General features: G+C 71.3%; 21 protein-coding genes, 2 tRNA genes and 1 other RNA gene. 12 read left to right on the top strand and 12 right to left on the bottom strand.

Annotation, left to right across the window (positions count from 1 at the left end; genetic code table 11):
* Positions 1-16: 16 nt before the first annotated feature.
* The gene (locus QP119_RS02230; protein ID WP_284773400.1) at positions 17-1723 is read right to left on the bottom strand and encodes an alkaline phosphatase D family protein; all 1707 of its coding nucleotides are present in this window, start codon (positions 1721-1723) and stop codon (positions 17-19) included.
* 127 nt (positions 1724-1850) lie between these two features.
* Between QP119_RS02230 and QP119_RS02225 the strand changes: the two genes are divergently transcribed.
* A tRNA-Ile gene (locus tag QP119_RS02225) sits at positions 1851-1927 on the top strand.
* Between the two features lie 171 nt (positions 1928-2098).
* On the top strand, positions 2099-2989 hold the full coding sequence (locus QP119_RS02220; protein ID WP_284773398.1) for an SGNH/GDSL hydrolase family protein: 891 nt from the start codon (positions 2099-2101) through the stop codon (positions 2987-2989).
* A 116-nt stretch (positions 2990-3105) separates the two neighbouring features.
* Here the strand turns inward: QP119_RS02220 and QP119_RS02215 are convergent, their stop codons facing one another.
* Both QP119_RS02215 and QP119_RS02210 read right to left on the bottom strand, forming a co-directional pair.
* Entirely contained in the window at positions 3106-3651 is a 546-nt protein-coding gene (locus QP119_RS02215) for a TetR/AcrR family transcriptional regulator (protein WP_284773397.1), read from the bottom strand.
* Positions 3638-5143 (bottom strand): MFS transporter, encoded by a 1506-nt coding sequence (locus QP119_RS02210; RefSeq protein WP_284773601.1) that lies wholly within the window; start codon positions 5141-5143, stop codon positions 3638-3640. The genes QP119_RS02215 and QP119_RS02210 overlap by 14 nt, the downstream gene beginning before the upstream one ends.
* A gap of 181 nt (positions 5144-5324) precedes the next feature.
* Between QP119_RS02210 and QP119_RS02205 the strand changes: the two genes are divergently transcribed.
* Both QP119_RS02205 and QP119_RS02200 read left to right on the top strand, forming a co-directional pair.
* A complete protein-coding gene (locus QP119_RS02205; RefSeq protein WP_284773396.1) occupies positions 5325-6170 on the top strand; it encodes a serine hydrolase domain-containing protein in 846 nt (281 codons plus the stop codon).
* A gap of 240 nt (positions 6171-6410) precedes the next feature.
* Positions 6411-6758, top strand: a complete 348-nt coding sequence (locus QP119_RS02200; RefSeq protein WP_284773395.1) for a hypothetical protein — start codon at positions 6411-6413, stop codon at positions 6756-6758.
* A gap of 30 nt (positions 6759-6788) precedes the next feature.
* On the opposite strand, the gene QP119_RS02195 is transcribed toward QP119_RS02200, so the two are convergent.
* From QP119_RS02195 to QP119_RS02180, 4 genes are all read right to left on the bottom strand, one after another.
* Positions 6789-7610 (bottom strand): HAD-IIA family hydrolase, encoded by an 822-nt coding sequence (locus QP119_RS02195; RefSeq protein ID WP_284773394.1) that lies wholly within the window; start codon positions 7608-7610, stop codon positions 6789-6791.
* Between the two features lie 91 nt (positions 7611-7701).
* Positions 7702-9207 carry an NAD(P)(+) transhydrogenase (Re/Si-specific) subunit beta gene (locus QP119_RS02190; protein ID WP_284773392.1) on the bottom strand — a complete coding sequence of 502 codons (1506 nt, stop codon included), beginning with the start codon at positions 9205-9207 and terminating at the stop codon, positions 7702-7704.
* Between the two features lies 1 nt (position 9208).
* Positions 9209-10864 carry a Re/Si-specific NAD(P)(+) transhydrogenase subunit alpha gene (locus QP119_RS02185; protein ID WP_284773391.1) on the bottom strand — a complete coding sequence of 552 codons (1656 nt, stop codon included), beginning with the start codon at positions 10862-10864 and terminating at the stop codon, positions 9209-9211.
* A gap of 290 nt (positions 10865-11154) precedes the next feature.
* A complete protein-coding gene (locus QP119_RS02180; protein WP_284773390.1) occupies positions 11155-11562 on the bottom strand; it encodes an acyl carrier protein in 408 nt (135 codons plus the stop codon).
* Between the two features lie 339 nt (positions 11563-11901).
* Here QP119_RS02180 and QP119_RS02175 point away from each other — a divergent pair, with 339 nt between their 5' ends.
* Positions 11902-12960: an alpha/beta fold hydrolase gene (locus QP119_RS02175; RefSeq protein ID WP_284773389.1), complete on the top strand. Its 1059-nt coding sequence runs from the start codon at positions 11902-11904 to the stop codon at positions 12958-12960.
* A 141-nt stretch (positions 12961-13101) separates the two neighbouring features.
* On the opposite strand, the gene aceE is transcribed toward QP119_RS02175, so the two are convergent.
* The gene (gene aceE / locus QP119_RS02170) at positions 13102-15858 is read right to left on the bottom strand and encodes a pyruvate dehydrogenase (acetyl-transferring), homodimeric type (protein WP_284773388.1); all 2757 of its coding nucleotides are present in this window, start codon (positions 15856-15858) and stop codon (positions 13102-13104) included.
* A 197-nt stretch (positions 15859-16055) separates the two neighbouring features.
* Here aceE and QP119_RS02165 point away from each other — a divergent pair, with 197 nt between their 5' ends.
* On the top strand, positions 16056-16490 hold the full coding sequence (locus QP119_RS02165) for a DUF3052 domain-containing protein (protein ID WP_423777741.1): 435 nt from the start codon (positions 16056-16058) through the stop codon (positions 16488-16490).
* A gap of 40 nt (positions 16491-16530) precedes the next feature.
* Positions 16531-16606: transfer RNA gene (locus QP119_RS02160), tRNA-Val, on the top strand.
* A 9-nt stretch (positions 16607-16615) separates the two neighbouring features.
* Here QP119_RS02160 and QP119_RS02155 read toward each other — a convergent pair.
* From QP119_RS02155 to QP119_RS02145, 3 genes are read right to left on the bottom strand one after another with little or no spacing between them, the layout of a single operon-like run.
* The gene (locus QP119_RS02155) at positions 16616-17674 is read right to left on the bottom strand and encodes an SURF1 family protein (protein WP_284773386.1); all 1059 of its coding nucleotides are present in this window, start codon (positions 17672-17674) and stop codon (positions 16616-16618) included.
* A gap of 49 nt (positions 17675-17723) precedes the next feature.
* Complete coding sequence (locus QP119_RS02150; protein WP_284773383.1) at positions 17724-18215, bottom strand: low molecular weight protein-tyrosine-phosphatase; 492 nt, start codon at positions 18213-18215, stop codon at positions 17724-17726.
* Positions 18199-18846, bottom strand: a complete 648-nt coding sequence (locus QP119_RS02145; protein ID WP_284773381.1) for an HAD hydrolase-like protein — start codon at positions 18844-18846, stop codon at positions 18199-18201. Before QP119_RS02145 ends, QP119_RS02150 begins: the two co-directional genes overlap by 17 nt.
* Positions 18847-18993: 147 nt before the next feature.
* On the opposite strand from QP119_RS02145, the gene QP119_RS02140 reads away from it, so the two are divergent.
* From QP119_RS02140 to QP119_RS02130, 3 genes are read left to right on the top strand one after another with little or no spacing between them, the layout of a single operon-like run.
* On the top strand, positions 18994-20151 hold the full coding sequence (locus QP119_RS02140) for a Nif3-like dinuclear metal center hexameric protein (RefSeq protein ID WP_284773379.1): 1158 nt from the start codon (positions 18994-18996) through the stop codon (positions 20149-20151).
* A gap of 59 nt (positions 20152-20210) precedes the next feature.
* Positions 20211-20921: a zinc ribbon domain-containing protein gene (locus QP119_RS02135; protein ID WP_284773377.1), complete on the top strand. Its 711-nt coding sequence runs from the start codon at positions 20211-20213 to the stop codon at positions 20919-20921.
* Entirely contained in the window at positions 20921-22084 is a 1164-nt protein-coding gene (locus QP119_RS02130; protein ID WP_284773375.1) for a bifunctional RNase H/acid phosphatase, read from the top strand. The genes QP119_RS02135 and QP119_RS02130 overlap by 1 nt, the downstream gene beginning before the upstream one ends.
* Before the next feature lie 103 nt (positions 22085-22187).
* Here QP119_RS02130 and rnpB read toward each other — a convergent pair.
* An RNA gene (gene rnpB / locus QP119_RS02125) (RNase P RNA component class A) lies at positions 22188-22614 on the bottom strand.
* 190 nt (positions 22615-22804) lie between these two features.
* On the opposite strand from rnpB, the gene QP119_RS02120 reads away from it, so the two are divergent.
* Positions 22805-25288, top strand: a complete 2484-nt coding sequence (locus tag QP119_RS02120) for an MMPL family transporter (RefSeq protein ID WP_284773374.1) — start codon at positions 22805-22807, stop codon at positions 25286-25288.
* Between the two features lie 71 nt (positions 25289-25359).
* Positions 25360-25953 (top strand): TetR/AcrR family transcriptional regulator, encoded by a 594-nt coding sequence (locus QP119_RS02115; protein WP_284773372.1) that lies wholly within the window; start codon positions 25360-25362, stop codon positions 25951-25953.
* Positions 25954-26011: the final 58 nt, after the last annotated feature.

Below are 26011 nucleotides of genomic sequence, written 5' to 3'. Positions count from 1 at the left end.
AAAATTCACCGGGATTTCACGGCAGTGTCATTCCGGGCAGGAAACCGAGGTCCGGCCGCCACGTCAGCGACATCCCCGGGTTGACCGGTGAGCCCGGGGCCTCCACGTTGTCGACGCGCAGCCAGGTCATCTCCACGGCGGTCGGCGTGATCTCAGCGAGCGCGTAACCGTGGGAGTCGAGGTCGACGTGGCGCACGTCCGGGTTCGCCGCGCGCAGCCGGGCCTCGGCCGCGCGGGAGAACGGCGAGTGCGCCGGCATGCGTAGCTTGTCGTCCACGTTGGGCGCGGAGATCGACGAGCAGACCAGCTCGGCGCCGATCTCACGGCCCTCGCAGGTGATCGAGTTCGCCCACTCGGAGTGGATGTCCCCGGTCAGGAAGAGCACCGGCGTGTGGTCCTCGGCCAGCTCGCGCAGCAGCCGGTCCCGCTCGGCGGCGTAGCCGTCCCACTGGTCCAGGTTCATCGGCACGCCGGCCGCCGAGCGGGCCCCGAGGAACTCGGCGACCACGGCGGTCGCGTCGTCGCGGCGCACCTCGGCCAATTCGAGCGGGGCGATCATCACCGAGTTGCCCATGACGTTCCAGCGGGTGTGCGAGCGCTCCAGCACCCCGCGCACCCAGTCGAACTGCTCGGCGCCGAGCATCGTGGCCTCCTCGCGGGCGGCCGCGAGCCCCCGGTACCCGGGCGCCTGGTCTCGGTAGGTGCGCAGGTCCATCATCGTCAGCTCGACCAGGTCGCCGAAGGTCAGGCTGCGGTAGAGGTGACCCTCCTGCGAGGGGCTGGTCGCCCGGATCGGCAGCCACTCGAAGTACGCCTGCATGGCGGCGTCGCGCCGCTCGGGCCACGGTCCGTGGGCGCCCTCGTGGTGCGCGTCGGCGCCCTCGCGCCAGGCGTCGTTGGCTAGCTCGTGGTCGTCCCAGACCACCACCCACGGGCAGGCCGCGTGCGCGGCGCGCAGGTCCGGGTCCGTGCGGTAGTGACCGTGCCGGATGCGGTAGGCGGTCAGGTTAGTGAGCTCCTCGGCCGGCTCGTGGTGCCGGGTCACGCCCGTCTTGCCCGGGTAGGCGCCGCGGGCGAATTCGTAGATGTAGTCGCCGAGGAAGACCACCACGTCGATCTCGCCCTCACGCGCCCGCTCGGCCATGTCTCGGTAGGCGCTGAAGAAGCCGGACTCCCAGTTCGCGCACGATGCAACGCCCAGCCGCAACGAGTTGAGCGGGGTGCCGGGGGACGGTGCGGTCCACGTACGTCCCGTGGGGCTGACCGCGCCGGCGAACGTGCCGTCGTCAATGACGAAGCGGTAGTAGTACACGCGCGCCGGGGCCAGGCCGCGCGCGTCGACGTGGACGGTGTGGTCGACGGCGGCCGAGGTGTGCGCGGTCCCGGAGGCGACGACGCGGGTGAAGTCCTCGTCCTCGGAGACCTGCCAGCTGACGGCGACCGGGGCACCGACCCCGGAGCCGGGCAGGGCCTCGACGGACGGGGTGACCCTCGTCCAGAGGATGACCGAGTCCGCCAGCGGGTCGCCCGAGGCGACGCCGTGGGCGAAGGGGAGGTCGGCGGGGATGTCGACCTCGAGCGGGCGGGGGCTCGCACCGCCACGTACGGCGTCGGCCTCGACGGCCATCTTCCCGGCGCCCAGCGCACAGGCGACACCGGTGCCCGCGATCGCCGCCGACTGCAGGAAGCGGCGGCGGGGCAGCGGGCGCGGTGCGTGGCTCACGTCTGCACACCGTCGCCCCGGCCTTCAGGGGCCGCAACCGGGGCGGCGGAAGTTGGGCGAGGATTCACCGGAGTTTCAGGTGCCGGTCGTTTTTAAGGCCGTGGGGCGGCGCCGATATACTGCCCGCGGGGCTATAGCTCAGTCGGTCAGAGCATCAGACTCATAATCTGTCGGTCGCGGGTTCGAGCCCCGCTGGCCCCACCAATTGCGCTTCCGCCCATAACGGGGAAATTGTTTTCCTCTGTGATCTTCGCGTGGCGCGTGTTAACGTTGGGATCGTCTCAGCCGAAGTAGAGGCGTGACCCATGTCCGCTCCAGCCGGCGCCCAGGTGGGCGCGGGGGAGCGGTCACCAGCACGAGACGACGAGGTGGCAGATGCGAAAGACCGTTGACCAGAAGAAGCGCCGTGGCGGCATGCGCCGCGTGCTCGCCGCGACCGCGGCGGGCCTGATGGCGGCCGCCGGGGCCCTGGCGGCCGCGCCGACCGCCTCCGCGGCTCCGAGCGGGGTGGGCTACGTCGCCTTCGGCGACTCCTACTCGGCGAACCCGACCGTCGCCGAGCAGCTCGCCGGCTTCACGCAGCCCGACCGCTGCGGCCAGGGTGCGGACGCCTACCCGGTGCGCCTCGGCAAGAAACTCGGCATGAGCTACGCCAACGCGTCCTGCAACGGCGTGACCATCAACGGCATGGCTGGCCCCGGCCTGGGCTTCACCGCCGACCGTGCCGCCGCCCGCGGCCAGCTCGGCGACAACACCCGGCTGGTCACCATCACCGTCGGCGGCGCCGAGGGCTGGAACTTGGCGATGCCCGACCGCCGCGACTTCGGCGTCATCAACGGCGGCGACTTCCTGAACTACCAGGAGTTCGTCAACCGCATGCGCGGGCCGCTGAACACGATCCGCCACCACGCGCCGAACGCGCGCATCCTCTTCGTCGGTTACCCGGCCGTGGGCAACGACCGCGGCGAGGTCTGCCTGATGAACGCGGACGTCCCGCCGGAGCTGGGCACCCCGAACATCGCCGCGCCTGTGCCGACCAACGCCACCGGCTTCGTCAACAAGCTGGACAACATCGCCCGCGACGCCGCCGGCGAGCTGGGCTACGAGTACGTGGAGACCCGTCGCCCCGGCACCGGCACCTGCGAGCCCTCCGGCAACCGCTGGGTGCACGGTCTGATCGACAACCAGATCCACCAGATGATGTTCCACCCCTCCGCCAACGGCAACGAGGCGATCGCTCAGATCACCGCGGACTACGTCCGCTAGTCACCGACCGGGATCGCCGGTTCTCGCCGCCCGCAGGCTCCCCGAGTCTGCGGGCGGTTTTGCATGCGCGAGTTTGTGTGCGGCGGTTCCGCGCGCGGGAGGGGAGGGCCCTCGGGTCAGGAATCCTCCACCGGAATCATCGCGATGATCGCGTCCGTCAGCGACTCCCGCTGCTCCGGGGTGAGGGAGTAGAGGTGCGCGTGGTCGTGCAGCCACAGCCCCTCGGCGGCCAGCAGCACCAGATACGCCGCGTCGACCTCCGGGGAGGAGCCGACCTCCTCGGGCGCCGGCGACCAGCGCCGGTCCACCTCGCGCCAGACGTTCTCGAAGTCGGGGTGGCTCGCTGCGTCGAGCTGCACCAGCAGATCCGCCCGCGTCGCCGAGCCCGACAGGGAGAGCACCAGCGCGCGCAGCCGCGCGGTGGGGGAGAGGTCCGCCGCGGGGGCGCCCGCGGCGTCGACAAGCTCTCTCTCCCACTCGTCGGCGAGGTGGTGGTGCACGCCGAGCATCAGCTCGTGGCGCGACGGGAAGTGGTAGATCAACCCCGACTTGCTCACCCCGGTGGCCTGGGAGAGCGAGTCGCAGGTGACCGCCTCGAGGCCGTCGGCGTCGATCATCTCGACGGCGGTCTCCAGGATCTGCTCGCGCTTACTCGGCCTCACGGGCCTCGACCTCCTTCGGGTTTCCGGCGAAGCACCAGGCCGTCACGGCGGCCGCGACGAGCGCGATCACCGCGGACAGGCTCAGGACGGTCAGGTACGAGGAATCGTAGGCGGCGGTGGCGGCCTCGGCGAAGACGGGGTGGTCCACGCCGTGGTTGACGTCGTGGGCGACCTCGGCCGGCGCGCGCAGCGCGTAGACCGCCGGCATCAGCGAGCCGAGGATCGACACCGACAGCAGGCTGCCGAACTCGTAGGAGACCGCCTCGACCGAGGAGGCCATGCCCGCCCGGGAGAACGGCGCGGAGCCGACGATGGCCGTCGAGGACACGCTCATGACACTGCCGGAACCGAAGCCGGTCATCGCCAGGCAGCAGGCGAAGACCCACAGCGGCGCGTTGCCCATCGAGAGCACGGAGCCGGTGACACCCGCGACCATCAGCAGGAAGCCGCCGGTGATCAGCGTGCGGAAGCCCACGCGGTGCAGCACCGAGCCGCCGATGACGGACGCCGGGATCGCCGCGACCGCGGCGGTGGCCACCAGCAGGCCCGCGTCCAGCGGGGAGAAGTCCGCCGAGATCTGGAAGCGCTGGGTGGTCAGCAGCTCCGCGCCGGAGAGCGCGAACATCGCGCCCACCGCGGCCACCGCGCCGCCGGAGAACATGCGGTTGCGGAAGATCGAGACCTCCAGCAGCGGCTCACGGCCGGCCGCACGCAGCGCACGCTGACGCACGGCGAAGGCGACGCCGCCGACGAGGGCGCAGACCACCGCGGCGGCGATCAGCCAGCCGGAGCGCGCCGGGTTGGCGGACTCCTTGATCGTCATGACCAGGCCGACCATGGCCACCAGGGCGAAGGCCGAGGAGACGGCGTCCCAGCGCTTCTCCGGGCGCGGCATGTTCGGCGGGCCGATGAGCATCGTCGCCACGATGATCACGATCGCCACGGGCACGTTGATCAGGAAGACCGAGCCCCACCAGAACATCTCGAGCAGCAGCCCGCCGAGGACGGGGCCAGCGGCGGCGCCGACGACGGAGACCGCGCCCCAGATGCCGATGGCGGTGTTGCGCTCGCGGGGGTCCGGGAAGGTCACGCGCACCAGCGCCAGGGTGGCCGGCAGCATCGCGGCCGCGCCCAGGCCCAGCACCGCGCGGGCGGCGATGAGGAACCACGCCGAGGGGGAGAACGCCGCGGCCAGCGAGCCGACCGTGAACAGCGAGATGCCGATGAGGAAGATCAGCCGGTGGCCGATCTTGTCGCCCAGCGTGCCGGTGCCGAGCAACAGCCCGGAGAGCACCAGCGGGTAGGCGTTGATGATCCACAGGCCCTGCAGCTCCGTGGTGTGCAGCTCGTCGCGGAGGACGGGCAGGGCGGTGTAGAGGATCGAGTTGTCGGCGCCGACGAGGAAGAGCCCCAGGCTGATCACGGCGAGGAAGCCCCAGCGCTGGGCCGGGGCCGTCGTCTGGGCGGGCGTGGTGCGCTTCGTGGTCGTCATCGGGGCAGTCGCGTTCTTCGCGTCCGGCGCGGTGTTCATGGTCGTCATTTCCTTCTCCTGAGACTTCACCTTCTGAGTCGAGTTGATGTGTTGACGGCGAGTAACTGTAACAAACGTTCGGTACAGTTTCGACGCCGCCGCTCGCCCGTGAGCGGGGACACGCGCCGCTACGATGGTGACCATGAGCCTGCTGCACCCGTTGGAGAACTGGCCCGTGGACAACCTCGCCGCCGCCGTCACCGACGGCGAGACGGTGCTCGCCGAGACGGGCGACACCGACCGCGTCTTCGAGCTGGCCAGCGTGACCAAGCTGCTGTCCGCCTACGGGGTGCTCATGGCCGTCGAGGAGGGCGTCTTTGAGCTTGACACCCCCTGCGGGCCGGAGGGCTCGACCGTGCGCCACCTGCTGGCCCACGCCTCCGGCGTCGGCTTCCGCGACCCCGAGCCCGAGCGGGCGGTGGGGGAGCGGCGCCTCTACTCCTCGGCCGGCTTCGAGATCCTCGCCGACCGCGTCGGCGAGGAGACGGGCATTGACTTCCCCGACTACCTGGCCGAGGGAGTCTTCGAGCCGCTGGGCATGTCCGCCACCGAGCTGCGCGGCTCGGCCGGCCACGGCGCGGTCTCCACCGTCGCCGACCTCGTCGCCTTCGCTGAGGAGCTCGCCCATCCGAGGCTGCTCGCGCCCGAGACCCTCGAGGAGGCGTTCAGTCCCCAGTTCCCCGAACTCAACGGCATGGTGCCCGGCTACGGCTTCCACAAGCCGTGCCTGTGGGGGCTCGGCTTCGAGATTGCCGACCACAAGTCGCCGCACTGGACCGGCCCGGACATGCCCCGCGAGACCGTCGGGCACTTCGGCATGTCCGGCACCTACCTGTGGGCCGTGCCCGCCGTCGGGCGCTTTGCGGACCTGCCTTGCGCCGGCACAGCGATGGTCGCGCTGACCGACCGCCGCTTCCAGGACTGGGTCAAACCACTGTGGGAGCGCACCAACGAATTTATCTGGCAGGAGCTGCAGCGCCGGCGTTGAGCCACCGGGGCCCCGCGTGTGAGTCGCGCACCGGAGCCCACAGGAGTACACCAGCGTTCATGCGAGTCTCAAGGTGCACTTGAGTAAACGGGGGATCAAGTGCCACTTGACTGTTGCCGCACCACGGGGACGCCCCGGACAATCGGGGCACACAACCGGTACACGAGATCGTTGGGGAAGACGAACCTCGTCTTGCGCCGCACACGCGGCGTTCCACCGGACATGTGAGGGGACATCCCCGTGACAATGATGATGACCGCACCGTCGACGTGCCGGCACCGCCCGGCCGACGCCCCGGTGTCGCTCGTCCACGCCGTGCTACACATCGCGGGCATGCCCGTACGCCTGCGCCGCGACGTCGAGGCGCTCATGGTCAAGCACCTGCCCACCGAAGGATCGTGGGTGGCACCCGGCACCGACCCGCTCGAGGCCGACTGGTGCACCGACTGGCGCCGCGAGGGCGCCGGGTGCACCGGCTGCCGTCAGGTGCTCACCGCGCCCGCCGCTGAGCTGCGCGCCTTCGGCCGCGCCCTGCGCGAGCTGGCCGAGACCGCGTCCTTCGATGCGACGCTGACCCGCGCCCGCTGACGGGCCGCCGTGGCCGGCGGCCAGCTGAATTTAATCGTCCGTCGGGAACGGCTCGTGGAAGGAGCCGTCGCCGAACGGGTCGTCCCAGCGCTCGGCGAGCTCGGCGATCGAGTCGATCATGGCGGTCGGCCGGTAGGGGTAGCGGCCGACCTCGGCGTCGTCGGAGATGCCCGAGCGCACCAGGATCGTGCGCATGCCGGCCTCCAGGCCGGACTTGACGTCGGTGTCCATGCGGTCGCCGATCATCACCGTGCGCTCCGAGTGCGCGCCGATGGTGTTGAGCGCCGAGCGCATCATGATCGGGTTGGGCTTGCCGATGTAGTACGGCTCGCGGCCCGTCGCCGCGGTGATCAGCGCGGCCACGGCGCCGGTGGCCGGCAGCACGCCCTGCGGGGCCGGGCCGGTGACGTCCGGGTTGGTGCAGATGAAGCGCGCGCCGGCACGGATCAGGTTGATCGCGGTGGTGATCGCCTCGAAGGAGTAGGTGCGCGTCTCGCCGAGCACCACGAACTCGGGGTTTACATCGGTGAGGATCCAGCCGGCCTCGTGCACGCCGGTGGTCAGGCCCGCCTCGCCGACGACGTAGGCGGTGCCGCGCTCGGCCTGGCGGCGCAGGAAGTCGGAGGTCGCCGTCGCCGAGGTCCAGATGCGCTCCGGGGGCACGTCCAGGCCCTGGGCCAGCAGGCGCGCGGAGAGGTCGCGCGGGGTCTGGATGGAGTTGTTCGTCAGCACCATGAAGTTGACGTCGTTGTCCACCAGCGCCTTGAGGAACCGGTCGGCGCCGGGGATCATCTCCCCCTCCTTGATCAGCACGCCGTCCATGTCGCTCAGATACGAGATGTGAGATGTCATGTGACCATTGTGCCCCGAACGCCGACGCCGCGCGCACCCGTGGGGCACGCGCGGCGTCGGAAATCACGGACCGGACCCGGCCCGGTCTGCGTTACTTGGCGGGGGCGAGCTTGGCCAGCTCGGAGTTGATCGCGTCGACGGAGGCCTTCGCGTCGCCGAGCAGCATGTCCGTGTTCTCGTGGAAGAACAGCGGGTTCTGCACGCCGGCGTAGCCGGAGCCCATCGAGCGCTTGAACACGATGACCTTCTCCGCGTCCCAGACCTTGAGCACCGGCATGCCCTCGATGGGGGAGCCGGGCTCGTAGGCGACCGGGTTGACCGTGTCGTTGGCGCCGATGACCAGCACCACGTCGACCTCGCCGAAGTCGTCGTTGACCTCGTCCATCTCGTGGACGATCGGGTAGGGCACCTTGGCCTCGGCCAGCAGCACGTTCATGTGGCCCGGCAGGCGGCCGGCGACCGGGTGGATCGCGAAGGTGACGTCCACGCCGGCCTTGCGCAGCGTGTCGGTCAGCTGGGCGACCGGGTACTGCGCCTGGGCGACGGCCATGCCGTAACCCGGGGTGATGACGACCTTCTTGGCCGCCAGCAGCGCCTGCGCGGTCTCGGCCACGGTGGTCTCCGTGTGCGTGCCGTAGTCGTGCTCGGCGGCCGTGGCCGAGCCGGTGCCGAAGCCGCCCAGGATCACGGCGGCGAAGGAGCGGTTCATCGCCTGGCACATGATGTAGGACAGGTAGGCGCCCGAGGAACCCACCAGCGCGCCGGTGATGATCAGCAGCGGGTTGGCCAGCATGAAGCCGGCGGCCGCGGCGGCCCAGCCCGAGTAGGAGTTGAGCATCGAGACCACCACGGGCATGTCGCCGCCGCCGATGGCTGCGACCAGGTGCAGGCCCAGCAGCAGGGCCAGTACGGTCATCACCGCGAGGCTGGCCACCGCGAGCGTCGACTCGCCCTTACCGGCGATGAACAGGCCCATGCCGACGAGGCTGAACACGATGACGGTCAGGTTGAGCAGGTTGCGCCCGGGCAGGGTCAGCGGGGCGCCCTTGATCTTCCCGGAGAGCTTCAGGTAGGCGATGATCGAGCCGGTGAAGGTCACCGCACCGATGAAGATACCCAGGTAGACCTCGCCGAGGTGGAAGGACTCCATCTCCTCGGAGACGTCCTGCGGGTGCAGCCAGGAGTTGAAGCCGATGAGCACGGCGGCCAGGCCCACGAAGGAGTGCAGCAGCGCGATCAGCTGCGGCATGCCGGTCATCTCGACCTTCTTGGCCATCGGCACGCCGATCAGCGCGCCGACGAGCATGGCCACCGCGATGAGCAGCAGCGTGGTCATCGCCGAGCGGTACTCGCCCGGGTTCTCGTGCGACTGCACCAGGGCCTTGGCCACGGTGGCCACCAGCGCGACGGTCATGCCGGTCGCGCCGAGGGTGTTGCCGCGCTGGGCGGTCTCGTTCTTGGACAGGCCCGCCAGCGCCAGGATGAACAGCACGGCGGCGACCAGGTAGGCCAGGGTGGTGATCCGCCCCGTCCAGTCGGACAGCGCGGTGGTGGTCTCGGACGACGTGGCGCCGAGTGCGTAGAGGACGTGGGTCATCTCAGGCCTCCTGCCGGAACATGGCGAGCATGCGGTGGGTCACCGTGAAGCCGCCGAAGATGTTGATGCTGGCGATCACGATCGCGATGAACGCGAGGACCGAGACCGCGAGATTGGCCGAGCCGACCTGGAGCACCGCGCCGACGAGGATGATGCCGGAGACGGCGTTCGTCTCGCTCATCAGCGGGGTGTGCAGGGAGTGGGTCACGGCGGTGATCACGTAGAAGCCGACGACGACGGCCAGCATGAGCACCAGGTAGTCCGCGGAGACCTCCGCCGGGCTGGCCAGGATGAGTGCCACGCCCAGCAGGCCGCCGAGCCAGGCCCACCAGCGGTGCGGCTTGCTTCCCGACGCTTCGTCGGCCGCACCGTCGCCGGCACCTGCGGCGTCGGCGGCCGGGGCGGGCTTCGGGGCGGCGGAGACCTTCACCGGGGGCGCGGGGAAGAGCGTGGTGGCCACCGGGGCGCCGGCGCCGGAGGCGCCGTCGCCGTCGGCCGCGGCGTACGCTGCGACGGCGCCCTGCGCGGCGTCGTCAATCTCTTCCTTGCTCGAGGTCACCTCGGGGCCGCGGGAGGAGGCGGTCAGGGTGATCTGGCGGACGATCTCGTCGCCGAGGTCCAGGGTGGCCTTTCCGTCCTTGTGCGGGGTGATCAGCTTGAACAGGTTGACCACGTTCTGGCCGTAGAGCTGCGAGGCCTGGCCCGGCAGCCGGCCGGCCAGATCCGTGTAGCCGATGACGGTCACGCCACCGTCGGTGACGGTCACCTCGCCGGGCACGGTCAGCTCGCAGTTGCCGCCGTTGGCGGCGGCCATGTCCACGATCACGGAGCCGGGCTTCATCGCCGCGACGTCCGCGGCCGTGAGCAGCACCGGGGACTTGCGGCCCGGGATGTTCGCGGTGGTGATCACGATGTCGGCGGCGGCCGACTGCTCCGCGTAGAGCTTCGCCGCGGCGGCCGCCTGGTCGGCGGTCATCTCCTTGGCGTAGCCGTCCTCGGACTTCTCGGCAGCCGCGGGGATGGCGACGAACTCGGCGCCCATCGACTCGACCTGCTCGGCGACCTCGGGGCGCAGGTCGGTGGCTTTGACCACTGCGCCCATCGAGTTCGCCGTGCCGATGGCGGCCAGGCCCGCGACCCCGGCGCCGATGACGTAGACGGTGGCCGGGTCGACCTTGCCGGCGGCGGTGACCTGGCCGGTGAACAGGCGGCCGAAGTTCGCGGCGGCCTCGATCACGGCGCGGTAGCCCGCGATGTTCGCCATGGAGGAGAGCACGTCCATCGACTGCGCGCGCGAGATGCGCGGCACGGCGTCCATGGCCAGGGCGGTCAGGTCCTCCGCGGCCAGCTGGTCGATGAGCTCGGCGTTGCGGCGCGGGGCCATCCGGGCGATGAGCGTGGCGCCCGGACGCATCCGGGAGCGGTACTCGGCCGGCGGGGTGTCCAGGCACGTGACGATGTCGGCGGACCAGACGTCCTCGCCGGTAAGTCGGGCGCCCGCCGCCTCATAGGCGGCGTCGGTGTAGGCGGCCCGGGAGCCGGCGCCGCGTTCGACGTCGACCTCGAATCCGAGCTTCACCAGCTTTCGCACGGTGTCCGGGGTGGCGGACACCAGCGGCTGATCGGGATCGGGCTCCCGCGGGATTCCGATGCGCATGCGTTCTCCTTGCGTTCGCGTCTTGTCGCTCCGACGCGGCGCTCGATGTCAGACAACCGCGTCTTACCAGGGAGTATATGCCGGTGTCGTGAACGAAAATCGTAGGGGGACGAGGAAGTGAGCGCGCTCACGCAGGCTCGGGGGCCGCTCGCGCGCCACGTGCCCGGTTCGGGGGGGCGGGCAGGGCGCGCGGCAGGGGTGCGTGGCGTACCGCGGGGTGTGGCCGGTGGGTAGTACCACGGGGGTCGGGTTTCGGGGCGGTTCGCGCGGGTGCGGCGGGCGCGGGCGGGCTACTCGGCGGGGGAGCGGTGCTCGGCCAGGTAGTCCAGGCCCTCGCCGACGTTGCCGAAGGCCGCGACCGTCGTGTCCTCCAGGCGCACCCCGAAGGTCTCCTCGGCACGCACGGTAAGCTCGATCAGGCTCAGCGAGTCCACGCCCAGGTCCTCGCGCAGGCGGGACTGTCGGGTGACCTCGCCGGCCTCGACGCCGGCGACGTCCTCGACCAGCGCGGCGAACTCGGCCAGCAGGGGATCCGCGCCCGCGCGCGGGTCGGCCTTGGCCTGCGCCTTCGTCGACTTCTCCGTGCCGCCGGTCGAGGTGGCCGCCGCGCCCTCGGCCTCGGCCGCCGCGTGCTCGTCGGCGTCGAGGGGCACCTCCGTGTTGAACTTCGCGGCCAGCTGCGCCGCCAGATCTCCCATCGCGGTGCGTCCTCCTCGGTCTGTGTCGGGTTGTCCCGGTAGTTCCCGGTAGGTCCCGGGATGTTCCGGGCGGGATCCGCCCGGGCGCGGGGTCTCCCGCGCGTCGCATCCCACTGTACGGGGCGCGGGCGGGTGGGAGGCGCGGGGCGCGGGCGGGTCCGGTCGGGTTGGGGCCGGGTCCGGTCGGGTTGGGGCGGGTTCGGTCAGCTGCGCCGACAAAATGTGGACCAAGTTCGCCGCGCCTCCGCGTTTCCCCAGGGCAGATCCGGCCGGGCGGAAACCTGGTCCACATTTTGCCGGCTGCGGGCCACGGCGGCTGCGCAGGTAGGATCTCCGGTGATGCAACTGCTAGACAAGACGATCGCGCTGACCCGCTCCTGGGCGCTGCGCCTGACCCCCGGCGGGCGGCGCCGCATCGCCCTCGAACAGGGCGCGCTGCACTCCAAAGACCGCCGCCCGGGCCTCACCGAAGTCACCGACTCCGGCTTCGCCGCCTCCTCCGACGGGATCATGGTGCGCTGGGAGACCACCGGGCCCGCCGCCGACGAGCCGGCGCGCGCCACCGTGCTCTTCCTGCACGGCTTCACCCTGGCCGGCGACTCCTTCTACCTGCAGGCCGAGCACCTGCGCGACAGCCACCCGGACGTGCGCTGCGTGTGCCCGGACATGCGCGGTCACGGCCGCACCGGCCCCACCGACCCCGACCTGTGCACCGTCGACGGGCTCGCCGAGGATGCCCTGGCGGCGCTCACCGACGCCGACCACACCGACGCCCCGCTGATCCTGGTCGGCCACTCGCTCGGCGGGCTGGCCGTGTTCAACTTCCTGCGCCGCGCGCCCGAGGAGATCCGCCGCCGCGTCGCCGGCGTGGTGGTCGTGGCCACCTCCATCGAGGCGCTCTCGGACCAGGGCGTGCCGCAGCTCCTGGCCTCGCCGGCCGCCGACGCGGTCTACGAGGCCGTCGAGGCCAGCCCGAAGGAGGCCGAGTGGCTGCGCGAGGAGGTCACCAAGATGATCGCCCCGGGCCTGGCCGTGGGCGTCTTCCGCCGGCCGACGAACTACGAGCTCATCGAGTTCCACGCCGCGATGATCCACGAGACCCCGCTGGAGACCTTCGTCGGCTTCTTCGACTCCCTGCAGAGCCACGACGAGCTCGAGGCCGGCCCGGCGCTGGCCGGCGTTCCCGGATTCGTGATCACCGGCACCGGCGACGTGGTCACCCCGGGCGAGCAGGCCGACCGCATCCAGGAGGTCTGGCCCGAAGCCAAGCGCATCGACGCCTTCGGCTCCGGGCACATGATCATCCTCGAGGCGCCGGCCGTGGTGAACAAGGCGCTCGACGTGCTCATCGACGCCCTGCCGGAGGAGCAGGCGCAGCCGGAGAAACAGGGGGAGTAGCCCGGGCCGTCGGCTAGCGCCCGTCCGGCGCCGCGCCTGCACCGACCCCACGCAGCAGAAAGCCCCGCCGGGAACCGGCGGGGCTTACCTTTCCGGGCCCGGGACCTGGGACCTGGGGCCCAGGACCAAGGTCACTGGAACCTAGGCCTGGGTCGGATCGTCCAGGTGGAACTTCTCGGCGGCGTCGGCGGCCACGTGCACGTCGATCTCGCCCGCACGGGCCAGGCCGGCGAGCACGGCGACGACCACGCTGGGCGCGTCGGTGTTGAAGAAGCGGCGCGCGGCCGGGCGGGTGTCGGAGAATCCGAAGCCGTCGGTGCCCAGCACCGTGTAGTCGCCGGGCACGAAGGCGCGGATCTGCTCCTGCAGGTCTGTGGCGAAGTCGGAGACCGCCACGTAGGGGCCGGCGGCCTTCTTCAGCTGGCTGGTGGCGAAGGGCTCCGGGGCCTTCTCCGCCGGGTGCTGCAGGGCGTGCTTGTTGATGCGCGCGCCCTCGCGGGCCAGCTCGACCCAGGAGGTCACCGAGAAGATGTTGGCGCGCACCGAGTACTCGGCGGCCAGGATCCTCTGCGCCTCCAGGGCGGCCTGCATGCCGATGCCGGAGGCCAGGATGGAGGCCTCGTGCTCGGCGCCGTCCGCGCCCTCGATCTCGGAGCCGTCCGAGTAGCGGTAGATGCCGCGGTGCAGGCCCTCGACGTCGAGGTCCTCCGGCTCGGCCGGCTGGTGGGTCGGCTCGTTGTAGATCGTCAGGTAGTAGATGACGCTCTCGCCGCCGTCCGGGCCGTACATGCGGTCGATGCCGCGGTGGACCAGGTGGGCGATCTCGAAGGCGAAGGCCGGGTCGTAGGAGACCACGGCCGGGTTGGTCGAGGCCAGGATCTGCGAGTGGCCGTCCATGTGCTGCAGGCCCTCGCCGGTCAGCGTGGTGCGCCCGGCGGTCGCGCCCAGCAGGAAGCCGCGGGCCATCTGGTCGCCGGCCGCCCAGATCGAGTCACCGGTGCGCTGGAACCCGAACATCGAGTAGAAGACGTAGATCGGGATCATCGCCAGCCCCTCGGTGGCGTAGCTGGTGCCCGCGGCGATGAAGCTGGCCACGGAGCCAGCCTCGCTGATGCCCTCGTGCAGGATCTGGCCGTCGGTGGCCTCGCGGTAGGACAGCATCAGGTCGTGGTCGACCGGCACGTAGTTCTGGCCGTGCGGGTTGTAGATCTTCAGCGTCGGGAACCAGGAGTCCATGCCGAAGGTGCGCGCCTCGTCCGGGATGATCGGCACCAGGCGCTCCTTGAGCTTCTTGTCGCGCATCAGGTCCTTGAAGGTGCGCACGGTGGCCATGGTGGTGGCCACCTCCTGCTTGCCGGAGCCCTTGCGCGCGCTCTTGAGCTTGTCCAGCGGCGGGACCTCGAGCGGCTCGTAGTCGGTGCGGCGCTCGGGCAGGTAGCCGCCGAGCTCCTTGCGGCGCTCCTTCATGTAGCGGATGACCTCGTCGTCCTCGCCGGGGTGGAAGTACGGCGGCAGGGTCGGGTCCTTCTCCAGGTCCGCGTCGGAGATCGGGATGTCCTGCTTGTCGCGGAAGAGCTTGAGGTCGTCGAGGGTCAGCTTCTTCATCTGGTGGGTCGCGTTGCGGCCCTCGAAGTTGTGGCCCAGGCCGTAGCCCTTGATGGTGTGGGCGAGGATGACCGTCGGGCGGTCCTTGGTCTCCATGGCGCGCTTGTAGGCGGCGTAGATCTTGCGGTAGTCGTGGCCGCCGCGGCGCAGCGCCCAGATCTCCTCGTCGGTCATGTCCTCGACCAGCTTGAGGGTGCGCGGGTCGCGGCCGAAGAAGTGCTCGCGCACGTAGGCGCCATCGTTGGCCTTGAAGGTCTGGTAGTCGCCGTCCGGGGTGGAGTTCATGATCTCCACCAGGGCGCCGTCCTTGTCCTTGTCCAGCAGCTCGTCCCACTCCCGGCCCCAGATCACCTTGATCACGGACCAGCCGGCGCCGCGGAAGAAGCTCTCCAGCTCCTGGATGATCTGGGTGTTGCCGCGCACCGGGCCGTCGAGGCGCTGCAGGTTGCAGTTGACCACGAAGGTCAGGTTGTCCAGGTTGTTCAGGGCGGCCTGGTGGATCGCGCCGCGCGACTCGGGCTCGTCCATCTCGCCGTCGCCGAGGAAGGCCCACACGTGCTGCTGCGAGGTGTCCTTCAGGCCGCGGTTGTGCAGGTAGCGGTTGAAGCGCGCCTGGTAGATGGCGTCCAGCGGGCCCAGGCCCATGGACACGGTGGGGAACTCCCAGAAGCCCGGCATGCCGTGTGGGTGCGGGTAGCTGGGCAGCCCGCCCTGGGGTCGGGAGACCTCCTGGCGGAAGCCGTCGAGGTCGTCCTCGGTCAGGCGGCCCTCGAGGAAGGCGCGGGCGTACATGCCCGGCGAGGCGTGGCCCTGGAAGAAGATCTGGTCGCCGCCGCCCGGGTGGTCCTTGCCGCGGAAGAAGTGGTTGAAGCCGACCTCGTAGAGCGGCGCGGCGCCGGCGTAGGTGGAGATGTGGCCGCCGACCCCGATCTCGGGGCGCTGGGCGCGGTGCACCATGATCGCGGCGTTCCAGCGGATCCAGCGGCGGTAGCGCTTCTCCACCTCCTCGTCGCCGGGGAACTCGGGCTCGGAGGAGGTGGGGATGGTGTTGACGAAGTCGGTCGACAGCATCGGCGGCAGCGGCACGCGCTTGGCCGAGGCCCGCTCGAGCAGGCGCAGCATCAGGAAGCGCGCGCGTTCGGGGGTGGCGTGCTCGAGCAGGCCGTCGAGCGAGTCCATCCACTCGCGGGTCTCCTCCGGGTCGGAGTCGCTGAGGTAGGAGGCGACGCCGTCGCGGATGATGGCGAAGTTCGTGTCGTCGGCGCGGGAGCCGCCGAGGGGGCTGTCGGCCATGGGTTTTCCTCTTTCGGGTTGGTACAACCTATTCGCCCCGAGCCTAGCGATTCCTCGTGCGCGGGCGCGGGCGCGAGCTCCGGGGGTGGCGCGGGTGGGGCGCACCGGGCGTGTGGTGTTGCGGACTCTGCCGAGCCGGGGTTCAGCCTGTATCCTGCGAGAAAAGACATTCCGCCCGCGCCCGGCACGTCCGCGGTGTGGGCTCAACCACAAAGGAAGGATCTTCAACGGTGGCCGACGAGTACGCCCGCCAGCTCGACATCACCCGCGGGCAGGTCGTGCAGGAGGTGGGCTGGGACGAGGACTGCGACAGCTCCATCTCAGAGTCGATCGAGCACGTGCTGGGGGAGAACCTGCTCGAGGACGACACCGACGAGATCTGCGACGTGGTCCTGATGTGGTTCCGCGACGAGGACGGCGACCTGGTCGACGGCCTGGTCGACGCCGTGCGGCCCCTCGACGAGTCCGGCCGTGTCTGGCTGATGACCCCGGCCACCGGGCGCCCCGGCGCGATCGAGACCGGCGTGATCGCCGAGTCCGCGCAGCTGGCTGGCCTGGTCCAGACCGCCTCGGAGCGCCTCGGCGACTGGCAGGGCTCCTGCCTCGTCCAGCGCGGCTCGACCCGCAAGTAGAGCGGGAAAGGCCCGTGTTAATCTCGACGGGTCCTTTCAGGCGCCCCTAGCTCAGTTGGGAGAGCACTCGGTTTACACCCGAGCGGTCGGCGGTTCGAGTCCGTCGGGGCGCACCATGTGAACGCCTAGAACCGTTCCTCGTCGCGGCGGGCGAACTTCGCGTAGTCGTCGTGGCGCGCCCCGCCGTAGCGGTCCGCCACGCTGCGCGAGTGCTCGTGCGTCTTCGCGTCGGCCGGCGGCTCCGAGAGATCGTCGTCGTCCCAGAGCATGTCGTTGAACCGCGCGCGTGCCCCGCGCCGCGTCCGCTTGCCGACGTCGCGCCCCTCGTCGTCGCCGCTCCCCGCACCGTCGGCGTCGGGGCCTGCGCCTGCGGCGCCGGCCATTTCGGACTCCTCGTCGTCGACGCGGCGGCGCTCCTTGAGCTCGGCCCAGATGAAGTAGCCGAGGCCGGCCGGGGCCATGATGCCGAAGGCGATCCACTGCAGGCCGTAGGACAGGTGCGAGCCGCGGTCCAGCTTCGGGATCGGCATCGGGTTGAGCACGCCGGGCTGGTCCTCGTCGGAGAGCTGCACGAAGTCTTGCCCCAGCTCCACGCCGGTGGCCTGCGAGATCTGGCCGGTGTCGATGCCGTAGACCTGCAGGTGGCCCTCCCCCTCCATCGGCTCGCGGTCCGGGGTGGACTCGTTGCGCCGGGCCACCGCGGTGACGGTCACCTCGCCGTCGGGGGCCGCGTCGAAGTCGGGGACCTCCGCGCCGCGGGCCTGCTGCCAGCCGCGGTTGACCAGCACGAGGCGGCCGTCGTCCATCTTCAACGGGGTGAGCACCTGCACGGAGGGGGTGCCCTCGACCGGGCGCATGCGCAGCACGGTCTCGGCCTCAGGCACGTAGTGCCCGGTCACCGTCACACGGCGCCATTCGTCGTCTTCGGCGACGGCGCCGCGGGCGTCGAAAATCTCGTCGTAGGACACCGGGTCGGTGTGGAAGGCGGTCTCGATGCGCTCGTTGCGCTCACCGATCGCCTCGTTCTTGCCCAGCTGCCAGGGCGCCAGGAAGGTGAAGGCGAAGTAGGAGAAGGCGATGATGAGCACGACGGCCAGGAACCACCCGGGCTTGAGGAAGGCCGAGAGGGCGGAGCCGCGGCGGCGTCCCCGCGGCGTCGTTCGGTCACTCGTCGTGCTGCTCACGGTCCCCGAGCCTACCCGGGGCGGGCGCGCGCTCCGACTCCGAGGCTGCTCAGTTGCCGAGGCGGGCGCGGGCCCAGTCGAGGATGCCGGGCACGGCCGCGGTGATCTCCTCGTAGGTGACGGAAAAGCCCTCGGGCCCGCCGTAGTAGGGGTCGTCGACGGACGCGTTCTCCTCGGCGGCGGGGTCGAAGGAGCGCAGCAGGCGGATCTTGTCGGGCTCCGCGCCGCGGGCCTTGAGCTCGGCGCGGTGGTTGGCGGCCAGGGCGACGATGAGGTCGGCCTCGGCGTCCGCGGGGCCGAACTGGTGGGCGCGGAAGTCCCCGGAGTCGTGGCCGTGGGCGGCAAGCTCGGCGCGGGCGCGGTCGTCTGCGTGCTGGCCGACGTGCCAGCCGCCGATGCCGCAGGAGTCGACGCGCACCTGGTCGGCCAGCCCGGCCTCGGCGAGCGCGTCGCGGGTGATGATCTCCGCCATGGGGGAGCGGCAGATGTTGCCGGTGCACACGAAGGAGATGTGCAGGGGCTTGTCAGCGGGTGCGGTCATGGACGATCCTCTCCAGTTCAGCGGGGTCGGCGGCGACGGCGATCGCGTGGGCGCGCTCGGCGTCGGTGCCGTAGCCCCAGGCCACGGCCACCGAGTCGATGCCGAAGGCCCGCGCGCCGTCGAAGTCGTGGATGCGGTCGCCGATCATCAGCGCCGGCGGTTTCGGGCCCTTCAGCCCCAGGTTGGTGAGCGTGTGCTCGAGCACCGCGGTCTTGGTGCGCCGCGGGCCGTCCTCCTGGGCGGCGCCGAGGAAGTCGATGTAGTCGAGCAGACCGAAGTGCTCGAGGGTGATGCGGGCGAAGTGTTCGCCCTTGGAGGTCGCGGTGGCCAGCACCAGGCCCTCGTCGTGCCAGCCGGCCAGCAGCTCCGCCACCCCGGGGAAGGGGCTGGCCTGAAGCCACCCGCCGCCGGCGGCGTAGTCGAGGTAGGCCTTCAGCCCCGCGGGCACCTGCTCGGCGGGCACCCCGGCGGCGGTGAGTGTCTCCTCCATCGGGGGACCGGCGATGCCGGCGAGGAAGGCCTCGTCCGGGTGCGGGTGGCCCAGGGTGTCCAGGGCGTGCAGCAGACCGGCGCGCACCCCGGGGAAGGTGTCGACCAGGGTGCCGTCGAGGTCCAGCAGCAGATGGCTCACGCGTCTCACGGGAGTCCAGCATGGCAGAAACCCCGCGGCGGCGTCGTGCGGGGCGGTCGCGGGGCACCGCTAGACTGGCCACGGAATCCGGAGGGCCGCCCCGTGAGACCGGGGCGGCCGAGGACACAGACAGGGAGGACGCAGACCATGGCGACCACGGCAACCGTCGAGACGATCCGCTCGGTCCTCGACACGGCCTACCCGCCCCGGCTCGCCGAGAGCTGGGACCGGGTCGGCCTGATCTGCGGCGACCCCGAGGCGAAGGTGGACAAGGTCGCCTTCGCCCTCGAGTGCACCCAGCAGGTCGCCGAGCGCGCGGTGGAAATCGGCGCGGACATGCTGGTGGTCCACCACCCGCTGCTGCTGCGCGGGACGAGCACCGTCGCAGCCGACACCCCGAAGGGCAAGGTGCTGCACACCCTGATCCGCGGCGGGGTCGCGCTGTTTGCGGCCCACACCAACGCCGACGCCGCCCGCCCCGGCGTCAACGACCGCCTCGCCGAGCTGCTCGGGGTCCACCCGGGCGCGCCGATCGTCGCGGCCGAGGACGCCGGCGGCGCCGCGCTGCTGGACCACTGGGGCGTGCACGTGCCGCCGGCCGACCTGAAGAAGGTCACCGACGCGCTCTTCGCCGCCGGCGCCGGCGAGATCGGAGACTACTCCCACTGCGCCTTCGCTTACGAGGGCACCGGACAGTTCCGCCCGGACGAGGGCGCCGACCCCACCGAGGGCGAAGTCGGCGAGCTCTACTCCGCCACCGAGACCCGCGTGGTCTTCACCGCCCCGCGGGCGCGCCGGCGCCAGCTGATCACCGCGCTGCGCGCCGCGCACCCCTACGAGGAGCCGGCCTTCGACATCGTGGAGATGGCCCCCACCGGCGACCCGGAGACCCTGCCCGGCCTGGGGCGCGTCGGCGAGCTCGACCGGCCGATGCCGCTGAAGGAGTTCGTCCAGCGCGTGGCCGACCGCCTGCCCGAGACCGTCGGGGGCGTGCGCGCCGCCGGCGACCCCGAGCGGATCGTGCGCCGGGTGGCCGTCTCTTCCGGCGCCGGCGACAGCTTCCTCGACGCCGTGCGCGGGCTCGACGTGGACGTCTACGTCACCTCCGACCTGCGCCACCACCCCGTCGACGAGTACCTGCGCGCCGCGGGACCGGCCGTGGTGGACACCGCCCACTGGGCCAGCGAGTTCCCCTGGACGGGCCAGGCCGCGGAGCTGATCGCCGGGCGCACCGGGGTGGACACCGAGATCATCGGTCTGCGCACCGACCCCTGGACCCTGTCGGCGCACCCGGCCGGCAAGTGACCGGAGTAATCCCGAGTAACCGAGAAACCCACAACCCGCAGAAAAGGACCACACTGACCGTGAAACTCGACCCCGCCGCCCAGCAGCGTCTGCTCCAGCTGGCCGATCTCGAGCGCCGCATCGCCGCCGGCGGCGACGCCCCGCAGCAGACCGAGGAGGACAAGGAGCTGGCCAAGCTCACCGAGCGCCGCAAGCGCGCCCAGCGCTCCGTCGCCTCGGCCAAGCTGGCCGTCACCGACATGGAGGCGGAGATCCTGCGCATCCAGGAGGACGAGCGTCGCCTGCGCGCCCGGGAGCGTGACGACAAGCGTCAGCTGACCGCCGAGACCGACAAGGAGAAGCGCCGCGACCTCGAGCACGACCGGTACGCGGCCAAGTCGCGCATCGCGGACCTGATGAGCGAGCTCATGGAGTGCCACAACGAGGTCCACGCCCTGCGCGGCAACTACGACCGCCAGGTCCAGGACCTCGAAGAACTGGACAAGAAGGTCGCCGAGGCCGAGGTCGCCGCCGGTGCGGCGCCTGTCCCGGAGGACCCCGCGGCCCGCGTCGACGAGCTGCGCGCGGACCTCGACGCCGAGGTGCTGGCCGCCTACGACTCGCGGCGCGCCGAGAACAACGTCGGGGTGGCCCGCTTCAACGGCCGCTCCTGCTCCGGCTGCTACATGGTGCTGCCGGCCGCCGACCGCTCGCGCATCGCCGCGGCCCCGGCCGATGAGCTTCCCGAGTGCCCCAACTGCGGCACCTACCTCGTGCGGGGCGTCGCCTGATGGCGGCGGACCTGCTGCGGGTCCAGGCCGACGGCGGCTCCCGGGGCAACCCCGGGGTGGCCGGCTGCGGCTCGATCGTCTCCGACCCCGCCACCGGCGAGGTGCTGCGCCGCATCGCCTGGGTGGTGGGCACGAAGGCCAGCAACAACGTCGCCGAGTACCAGGGCCTGATCAACGGGCTGACCGCCGCCGCCGAGCTGGGCGCGCGTGCCGTCGAAGTGCGCATGGACTCCAAGCTCGTCGTCGAGCAGATGTCCGGGCGCTGGAAGATCAAGCACCCCGGCATGAAGAAGCTGGCCATGGAGGCGAATCGCATCGCCGCCGGCTTCGACTCGGTCAGCTACACCTGGGTGCCGCGCAAGGAGAACGCCGAGGCCGACGAGCTGGCCAACAAGGCCATGGACGCCGCCAAGGCCGGCCACCCCGTCGGCGAGATCGCCGCCGAGTCCACCGGTGCCGGCTCCACGGGCACCGAGTCCGAGGCGGGGGAGAAGCCCGCCAAGTCCGCGCCCGCCGCGAGCGGGCCCGAGCGGTGGCGCGCGCCGGGCGGGACGACCACCCGGCTGATCCTGCTGCGCCACGGCCAGACCGCCTACTCGGCGGCCGGCTACTACTCCGGGCACGCCAACCCGGCCCTGACCGAGACCGGCCGTGACCAGGCCGCCGCGGCCGCCGCGCTCATCCGCGCCCGCGGCGGCATCGACGCCATCGTCTGCTCGCCGCTGAAGCGGGCACGGGAGACCGCGCAGTTCTGCGCCGACGCCCTCTCGCTCGCGGTGGACGTCGACGAGGGCCTCATCGAGGTCGACTTCGGCGACTTCGAGGGGCTCACCTACACCCAGGCCCACGAGCGCGCGGGCGAGGCCCACACCGACTGGCTGGCCGACCCCACGATCGCCCCGCCCAACGGCGAGTCGCTCGCCGACCTGCACAAGCGCGTCTCGCGCTGGCTCGACGGCGTGCTCGAGAAGTACGCCGGCAAGACCGTGCTCGCGGTCTCGCACGTCAACCCGATCAAGTCCGTGCTGGCCAACGCGCTCGGCGGTGACGCGCACACCTTCGGCAACGTCTTCCTGGACCTCGCAGGCGTCTCCGTGGTCGAGTTCACCGACGGCGCCGGGACGGTGCGCGCCGTCAACGTCACCGGCGGCCTGCCGCGCTGAGTGGCGCGCGGCGTCGGCAATTGACGACGCCGCGCGGCAGCGACGTCCCGCGCACCCGCCCCCCGGGTGCGGCGCGACGTCGGAAATTGAGAAAGAAGTGGGGCGAATGAGCCGGCCGGTAAGCCGGATTCTGTCGTCCCCCACCTTTCGGCGGGGGCCGCGGGAACCATCCATCTGGGTCGACCGTCGCCGGCCGCCTCAAGCAGCTACCTGCGGACTCGGGCGAGCAGCCCTCGAACGTCCGCTCCCGGCCCGCCCGGAGGTGGGACCTCGGTGCCTTGCTCCCGGTGGGGTTTACCTGGCCGGGCCAGTCACCTGACCCGCCGGTGCGCTCTTACCGCACCCTTTCACCCTTACCGCGCCGGCGAACCGGCGCGGCGGTCTGCTCTCTGTTGCACTGTGCCCTCGGGTCGCCCCGGGTTGCCGTTAGCAACCACCGTGCTCTGCGGAGTCCGGACTTTCCTCGACGTGTGCGCCTGACCGGTTGAACCGGCCGGTTCGCTGCGCCGCGGCTCCCGTGGGCCGACTCATTCGCGGTGAACCAGAGTACCCCCGCACCCGGCCGCGGACAGCATCCGGGGTTTCGGGGCGGGGCGGCACAGGTGAGGCGGCCCTTCCCGCGAAGGGTTTGCGCTCATTGTGCAAACCCTCCCATCGGCTGCACGGGGCAGTCGCGCGGGAGGGGGAACCGGGTAACCGACTTTCCCGAGAAGGACACATATGTCGAAATTCCTCTACAAGGTGGGCCGCACGGCCTACCGGATGAAATGGCCGTTTCTGGCCGTGTGGCTGATACTCCTGGTCGCCGTCGGCGGCCTGGCCGGAGCATTCGCCAAGGCACCGTCGACGAACTTCAACATCCCGGGGCTCGAGGCCGTCGAGACCCAGGAGAAGATGCAGGAGTACTTCCCCGAGGCCGGCGACGCGATCGGCGAGCCCAGCGGCTCGGTCGTGGTCAAGGCCGAGGACGGCACGCTCGCCGACCCCGGGAACGCCCAAGCCGTCGACGCGCTGATCGAGGACCTGCGCGGGACCGGTGCGCTCGAGGAGACCGGGGAGCAGCCTCTGGTCAGCCCGGTCATGCCCGCCGCCGGCATGCGCCAGCAGATGACGCAGCAGCTGGCCGCCCAGGGCGTGCCGGAGGACAAGATCGAGAAGGACATCGCAGCGGTCAGCCCGCTGAGCGGGGACAAGACCACCGGCACAATCCAGGTCACCTTCGACGCCGAGACCGCGATGGACATTCCCGAGGGTGACCTCGACGCCGTGACCGGGGTGCTCGATGAGCATGACGGGCAGGACGGCCTCGAGGTCTCCTACAACGGCAACGCCTTCAACGGCGCCGACGAGATCGGCATGACCTCCGAGCTGATCGGCCTGGCCGTCGCCGCCGTGGTCCTCCTGGTCACCTTCGGCTCCATGGTCGCCGCCGGTATGCCGCTGATCACCGCCGTGGTCGGCGTGGCCCTCGGCGTGCTGGGCGTGCGCCTGTGCACCGTCTTCTCCGACGACATCAACCAGATGACTCCGGTGCTGGCCTCCATGATCGGCCTGGCCGTCGGCATCGACTACGCGCTGTTCATCACCTCGCGCTTCCGCAACGAGCTCATCGCGGCGGCCGGCGCCTACGACACCGACCCCAAGGGCGTGGCCGAGCTGCTGCGCGGGCTCAGCCGTGAGCAGCGCGCGCACACGATGGGCGTGGCCACGGGCACCGCCGGCACCTCCGTGGTCTTCGCCGGCACCACCGTGCTCATCGCCCTGGGGGCGCTGTCCATCATCAACATCCCGTTCCTGACGTGGATGGCCCTGTCCGCCGCGGTGACGGTGGCCATCGCCGTGCTCGTCGCCGTGACCTTCCTGCCCGCCCTGCTGGGGCTGCTGGGCACCCGCGCCTTCGCCGGCCGCGTGCCCGGGCCCAAGGTCCCGGACCCCGAGGACGAGAAGCCGACCATGGGCCTGCTGTGGGTGCGCAAGGTCCGCGCCCACCCGTGGCTGGTCCTCGGTGCGGGCGTGATCGTGCTCGGCCTGCTGGCCATCCCGGCGGCCAACATGCGCCTGGCGATGCCCACCGACGGCTCGGCGACGCTGGGCTCGCCGCAGCGCACCGCCTACGAGACGACCGCCGAGGCCTTCGGCGACGGGCGCAACGCCCCGATGATCGCGCTGATCGAGGCTCCCGAGGACGCCGACGCTGCGGAGGCCGCCGCGGGCGCCGACCCGCAGCAGGCCGCGCAGATGGCCGCCCAGAAGAACATGGCCGTCTACGGCCAGGCCGTCGAGGACTTCTCCGCCATCGACGGCGTGGAGAACGCCCAGATCGTCGGCGTCTCCGAGGCCGGCGACGCCGCCCAGGTGCTGATCACCCCGACCGGCGGGGCCACCGACGCGGTGACCTCGCAGACGCTGGTGGACCTGCGCGCCCACGAAACGGACTTCCACGAGGAGACCGGCGCCAGCTACGGCGTCACCGGCGCCACCCCGATCTTCGACGACATGTCCGAGCGTCTGGCCGACGTGCTCCTGCCGTACATCGCCATCGTGCTGGTGCTCGCCTTCCTGGTGCTCATGCTCGTCTTCCGCTCGATCTGGGTGCCGCTGATCGCCGCGCTCGGCTTCGGGCTGTCGGTGGCCGCGACCTTCGGCGTGACCGTGGCCCTCTTCCAGGAGGGCTGGGGCGGCATCGTCGAGGACCCGCAGCCGCTGCTGAGCTTCCTGCCGATCATGCTCATCGGACTGGTCTTCGGCCTGGCCATGGACTACGAGGTCTTCCTGGTCACCCGCATGCGCGAGGGCTACCACCACGGCAAGACCGCCGGTAACGCCACCGCCAACGGATTCAAGCACGGCGCCCGCGTGGTCACGGCGGCCGCGCTGATCATGACCAGCGTCTTCGCGGCCTTCGCCCTGCAGGACATGCCCTTCATCAAGACCATGGGCTTCGCCCTGGCGGCGGCCATCGTCTTCGACGCCTTCGTGGTGCGCATGATGATCATCCCGGCCACGATGTTCCTGCTCGGCGACCAGGCCTGGTGGCTGCCGAAGTGGATCGACCGCATCCTGCCCAACGTCGACATCGAGGGCGAGGGACTCAAGGACCTCGAGGCCCCGGCCGCGGCGTCCGAGGGCGCCGAGGAGTCCGGCGGGGCCGGCGGGGTCGGCGGCGGCAGCACCGCGGTCTCCGCGGGTGCCGGGTCGCACTGATGTAGTTCCGGGCAGCGTAGAATCGAGGGCCACGAAAAGGCCCGGTGGCGGACCGGAGGAGGAGAACCGGCATGGCCGGACTGTGGGACACCAAGAAGGCCGCGACGCGCGCCGCGATCATCGACTCGGCCGCGCGCATCCTGTTCGAGCGCGGCACCGAGGCACTGACCGTCGCGGCGATCGCTGAGGAAGCGGGCGTCTCACCGCGCACCTTCCACAACTACTTCTCCTCCCGGGAGGACGCGCTGCTCGAGTACGTCGTCGGCCAGGTCACCCTGCTCATCGACGAGCTGCGCGCCGCGCCCAAGGACCAGCCGCTGCTGGCGGCCCTGGAGGAAGCGACCGTGTGCGGCCTGACCGCCCGCGAGGGCGCGCCCGGGCCGCTGTCCGTGATCGTGCGCGTCAGCGACGTGCTCAACTTCGCCCTGCCGGCGGACGCGCGCGTGCGCGTGCGCGAGGAGTTCGAGCAGCCGCTGCTGGCACTCGTCGCCGAGCGCGACCCGGACCTGCCGGAGCTCGAGGCCCGCGTGTTCATCGGGGCCGCCGGTGCCGCCGCCGGCGCGGCCGCCCACACCTACACCGAGCTGGTCGACGCCGGAAAGCCCGCGGACCCGGAGGTGCTGGTGCGCCGCGCCTTCGCCGCGCTGGGCTCGGTCTCGGTGTAGGAGGGCCCGGTCCGGAAACGTCGGCGCCCGGTGCTGCTCCACGTGGAGCAGCACCGGG

It is taken from the genome of Corynebacterium frankenforstense (assembly GCF_030211955.1).
Classification (GTDB): Bacteria; Actinomycetota; Actinomycetes; order Mycobacteriales; family Mycobacteriaceae; genus Corynebacterium; species Corynebacterium frankenforstense_A.
This window is presented reverse-complemented; position numbering and strand designations above follow the sequence as displayed.

Bases quoted from the DNA above. Each gene is read 5' to 3' on its own strand.
- QP119_RS02220 (WP_284773398.1), top strand. From the start codon at position 2,099: ATGCGAAAGACCGTTGACCAGAAGAAGCGCCGTGGCGGCATGCGCCGC.
- QP119_RS02210 (WP_284773601.1), bottom strand. From the start codon at position 5,143: ATGACGACCACGAAGCGCACCACGCCCGCCCAGACGACGGCCCCGGCC.
- QP119_RS02205 (WP_284773396.1), top strand. From the start codon at position 5,325: ATGAGCCTGCTGCACCCGTTGGAGAACTGGCCCGTGGACAACCTCGCC.
- QP119_RS02195 (WP_284773394.1), bottom strand. From the start codon at position 7,610: ATGACATCTCACATCTCGTATCTGAGCGACATGGACGGCGTGCTGATC.
- QP119_RS02190 (WP_284773392.1), bottom strand. From the start codon at position 9,207: ATGACCCACGTCCTCTACGCACTCGGCGCCACGTCGTCCGAGACCACC.
- QP119_RS02185 (WP_284773391.1), bottom strand. From the start codon at position 10,864: ATGCGCATCGGAATCCCGCGGGAGCCCGATCCCGATCAGCCGCTGGTG.
- QP119_RS02180 (WP_284773390.1), bottom strand. From the start codon at position 11,562: ATGGGAGATCTGGCGGCGCAGCTGGCCGCGAAGTTCAACACGGAGGTG.
- QP119_RS02175 (WP_284773389.1), top strand. From the start codon at position 11,902: ATGCAACTGCTAGACAAGACGATCGCGCTGACCCGCTCCTGGGCGCTG.
- aceE (WP_284773388.1), bottom strand. From the start codon at position 15,858: ATGGCCGACAGCCCCCTCGGCGGCTCCCGCGCCGACGACACGAACTTC.
- QP119_RS02150 (WP_284773383.1), bottom strand. From the start codon at position 18,215: ATGACCGCACCCGCTGACAAGCCCCTGCACATCTCCTTCGTGTGCACC.
- QP119_RS02140 (WP_284773379.1), top strand. From the start codon at position 18,994: ATGGCGACCACGGCAACCGTCGAGACGATCCGCTCGGTCCTCGACACG.
- QP119_RS02130 (WP_284773375.1), top strand. From the start codon at position 20,921: ATGGCGGCGGACCTGCTGCGGGTCCAGGCCGACGGCGGCTCCCGGGGC.
- QP119_RS02120 (WP_284773374.1), top strand. From the start codon at position 22,805: ATGTCGAAATTCCTCTACAAGGTGGGCCGCACGGCCTACCGGATGAAA.
- QP119_RS02115 (WP_284773372.1), top strand. From the start codon at position 25,360: ATGGCCGGACTGTGGGACACCAAGAAGGCCGCGACGCGCGCCGCGATC.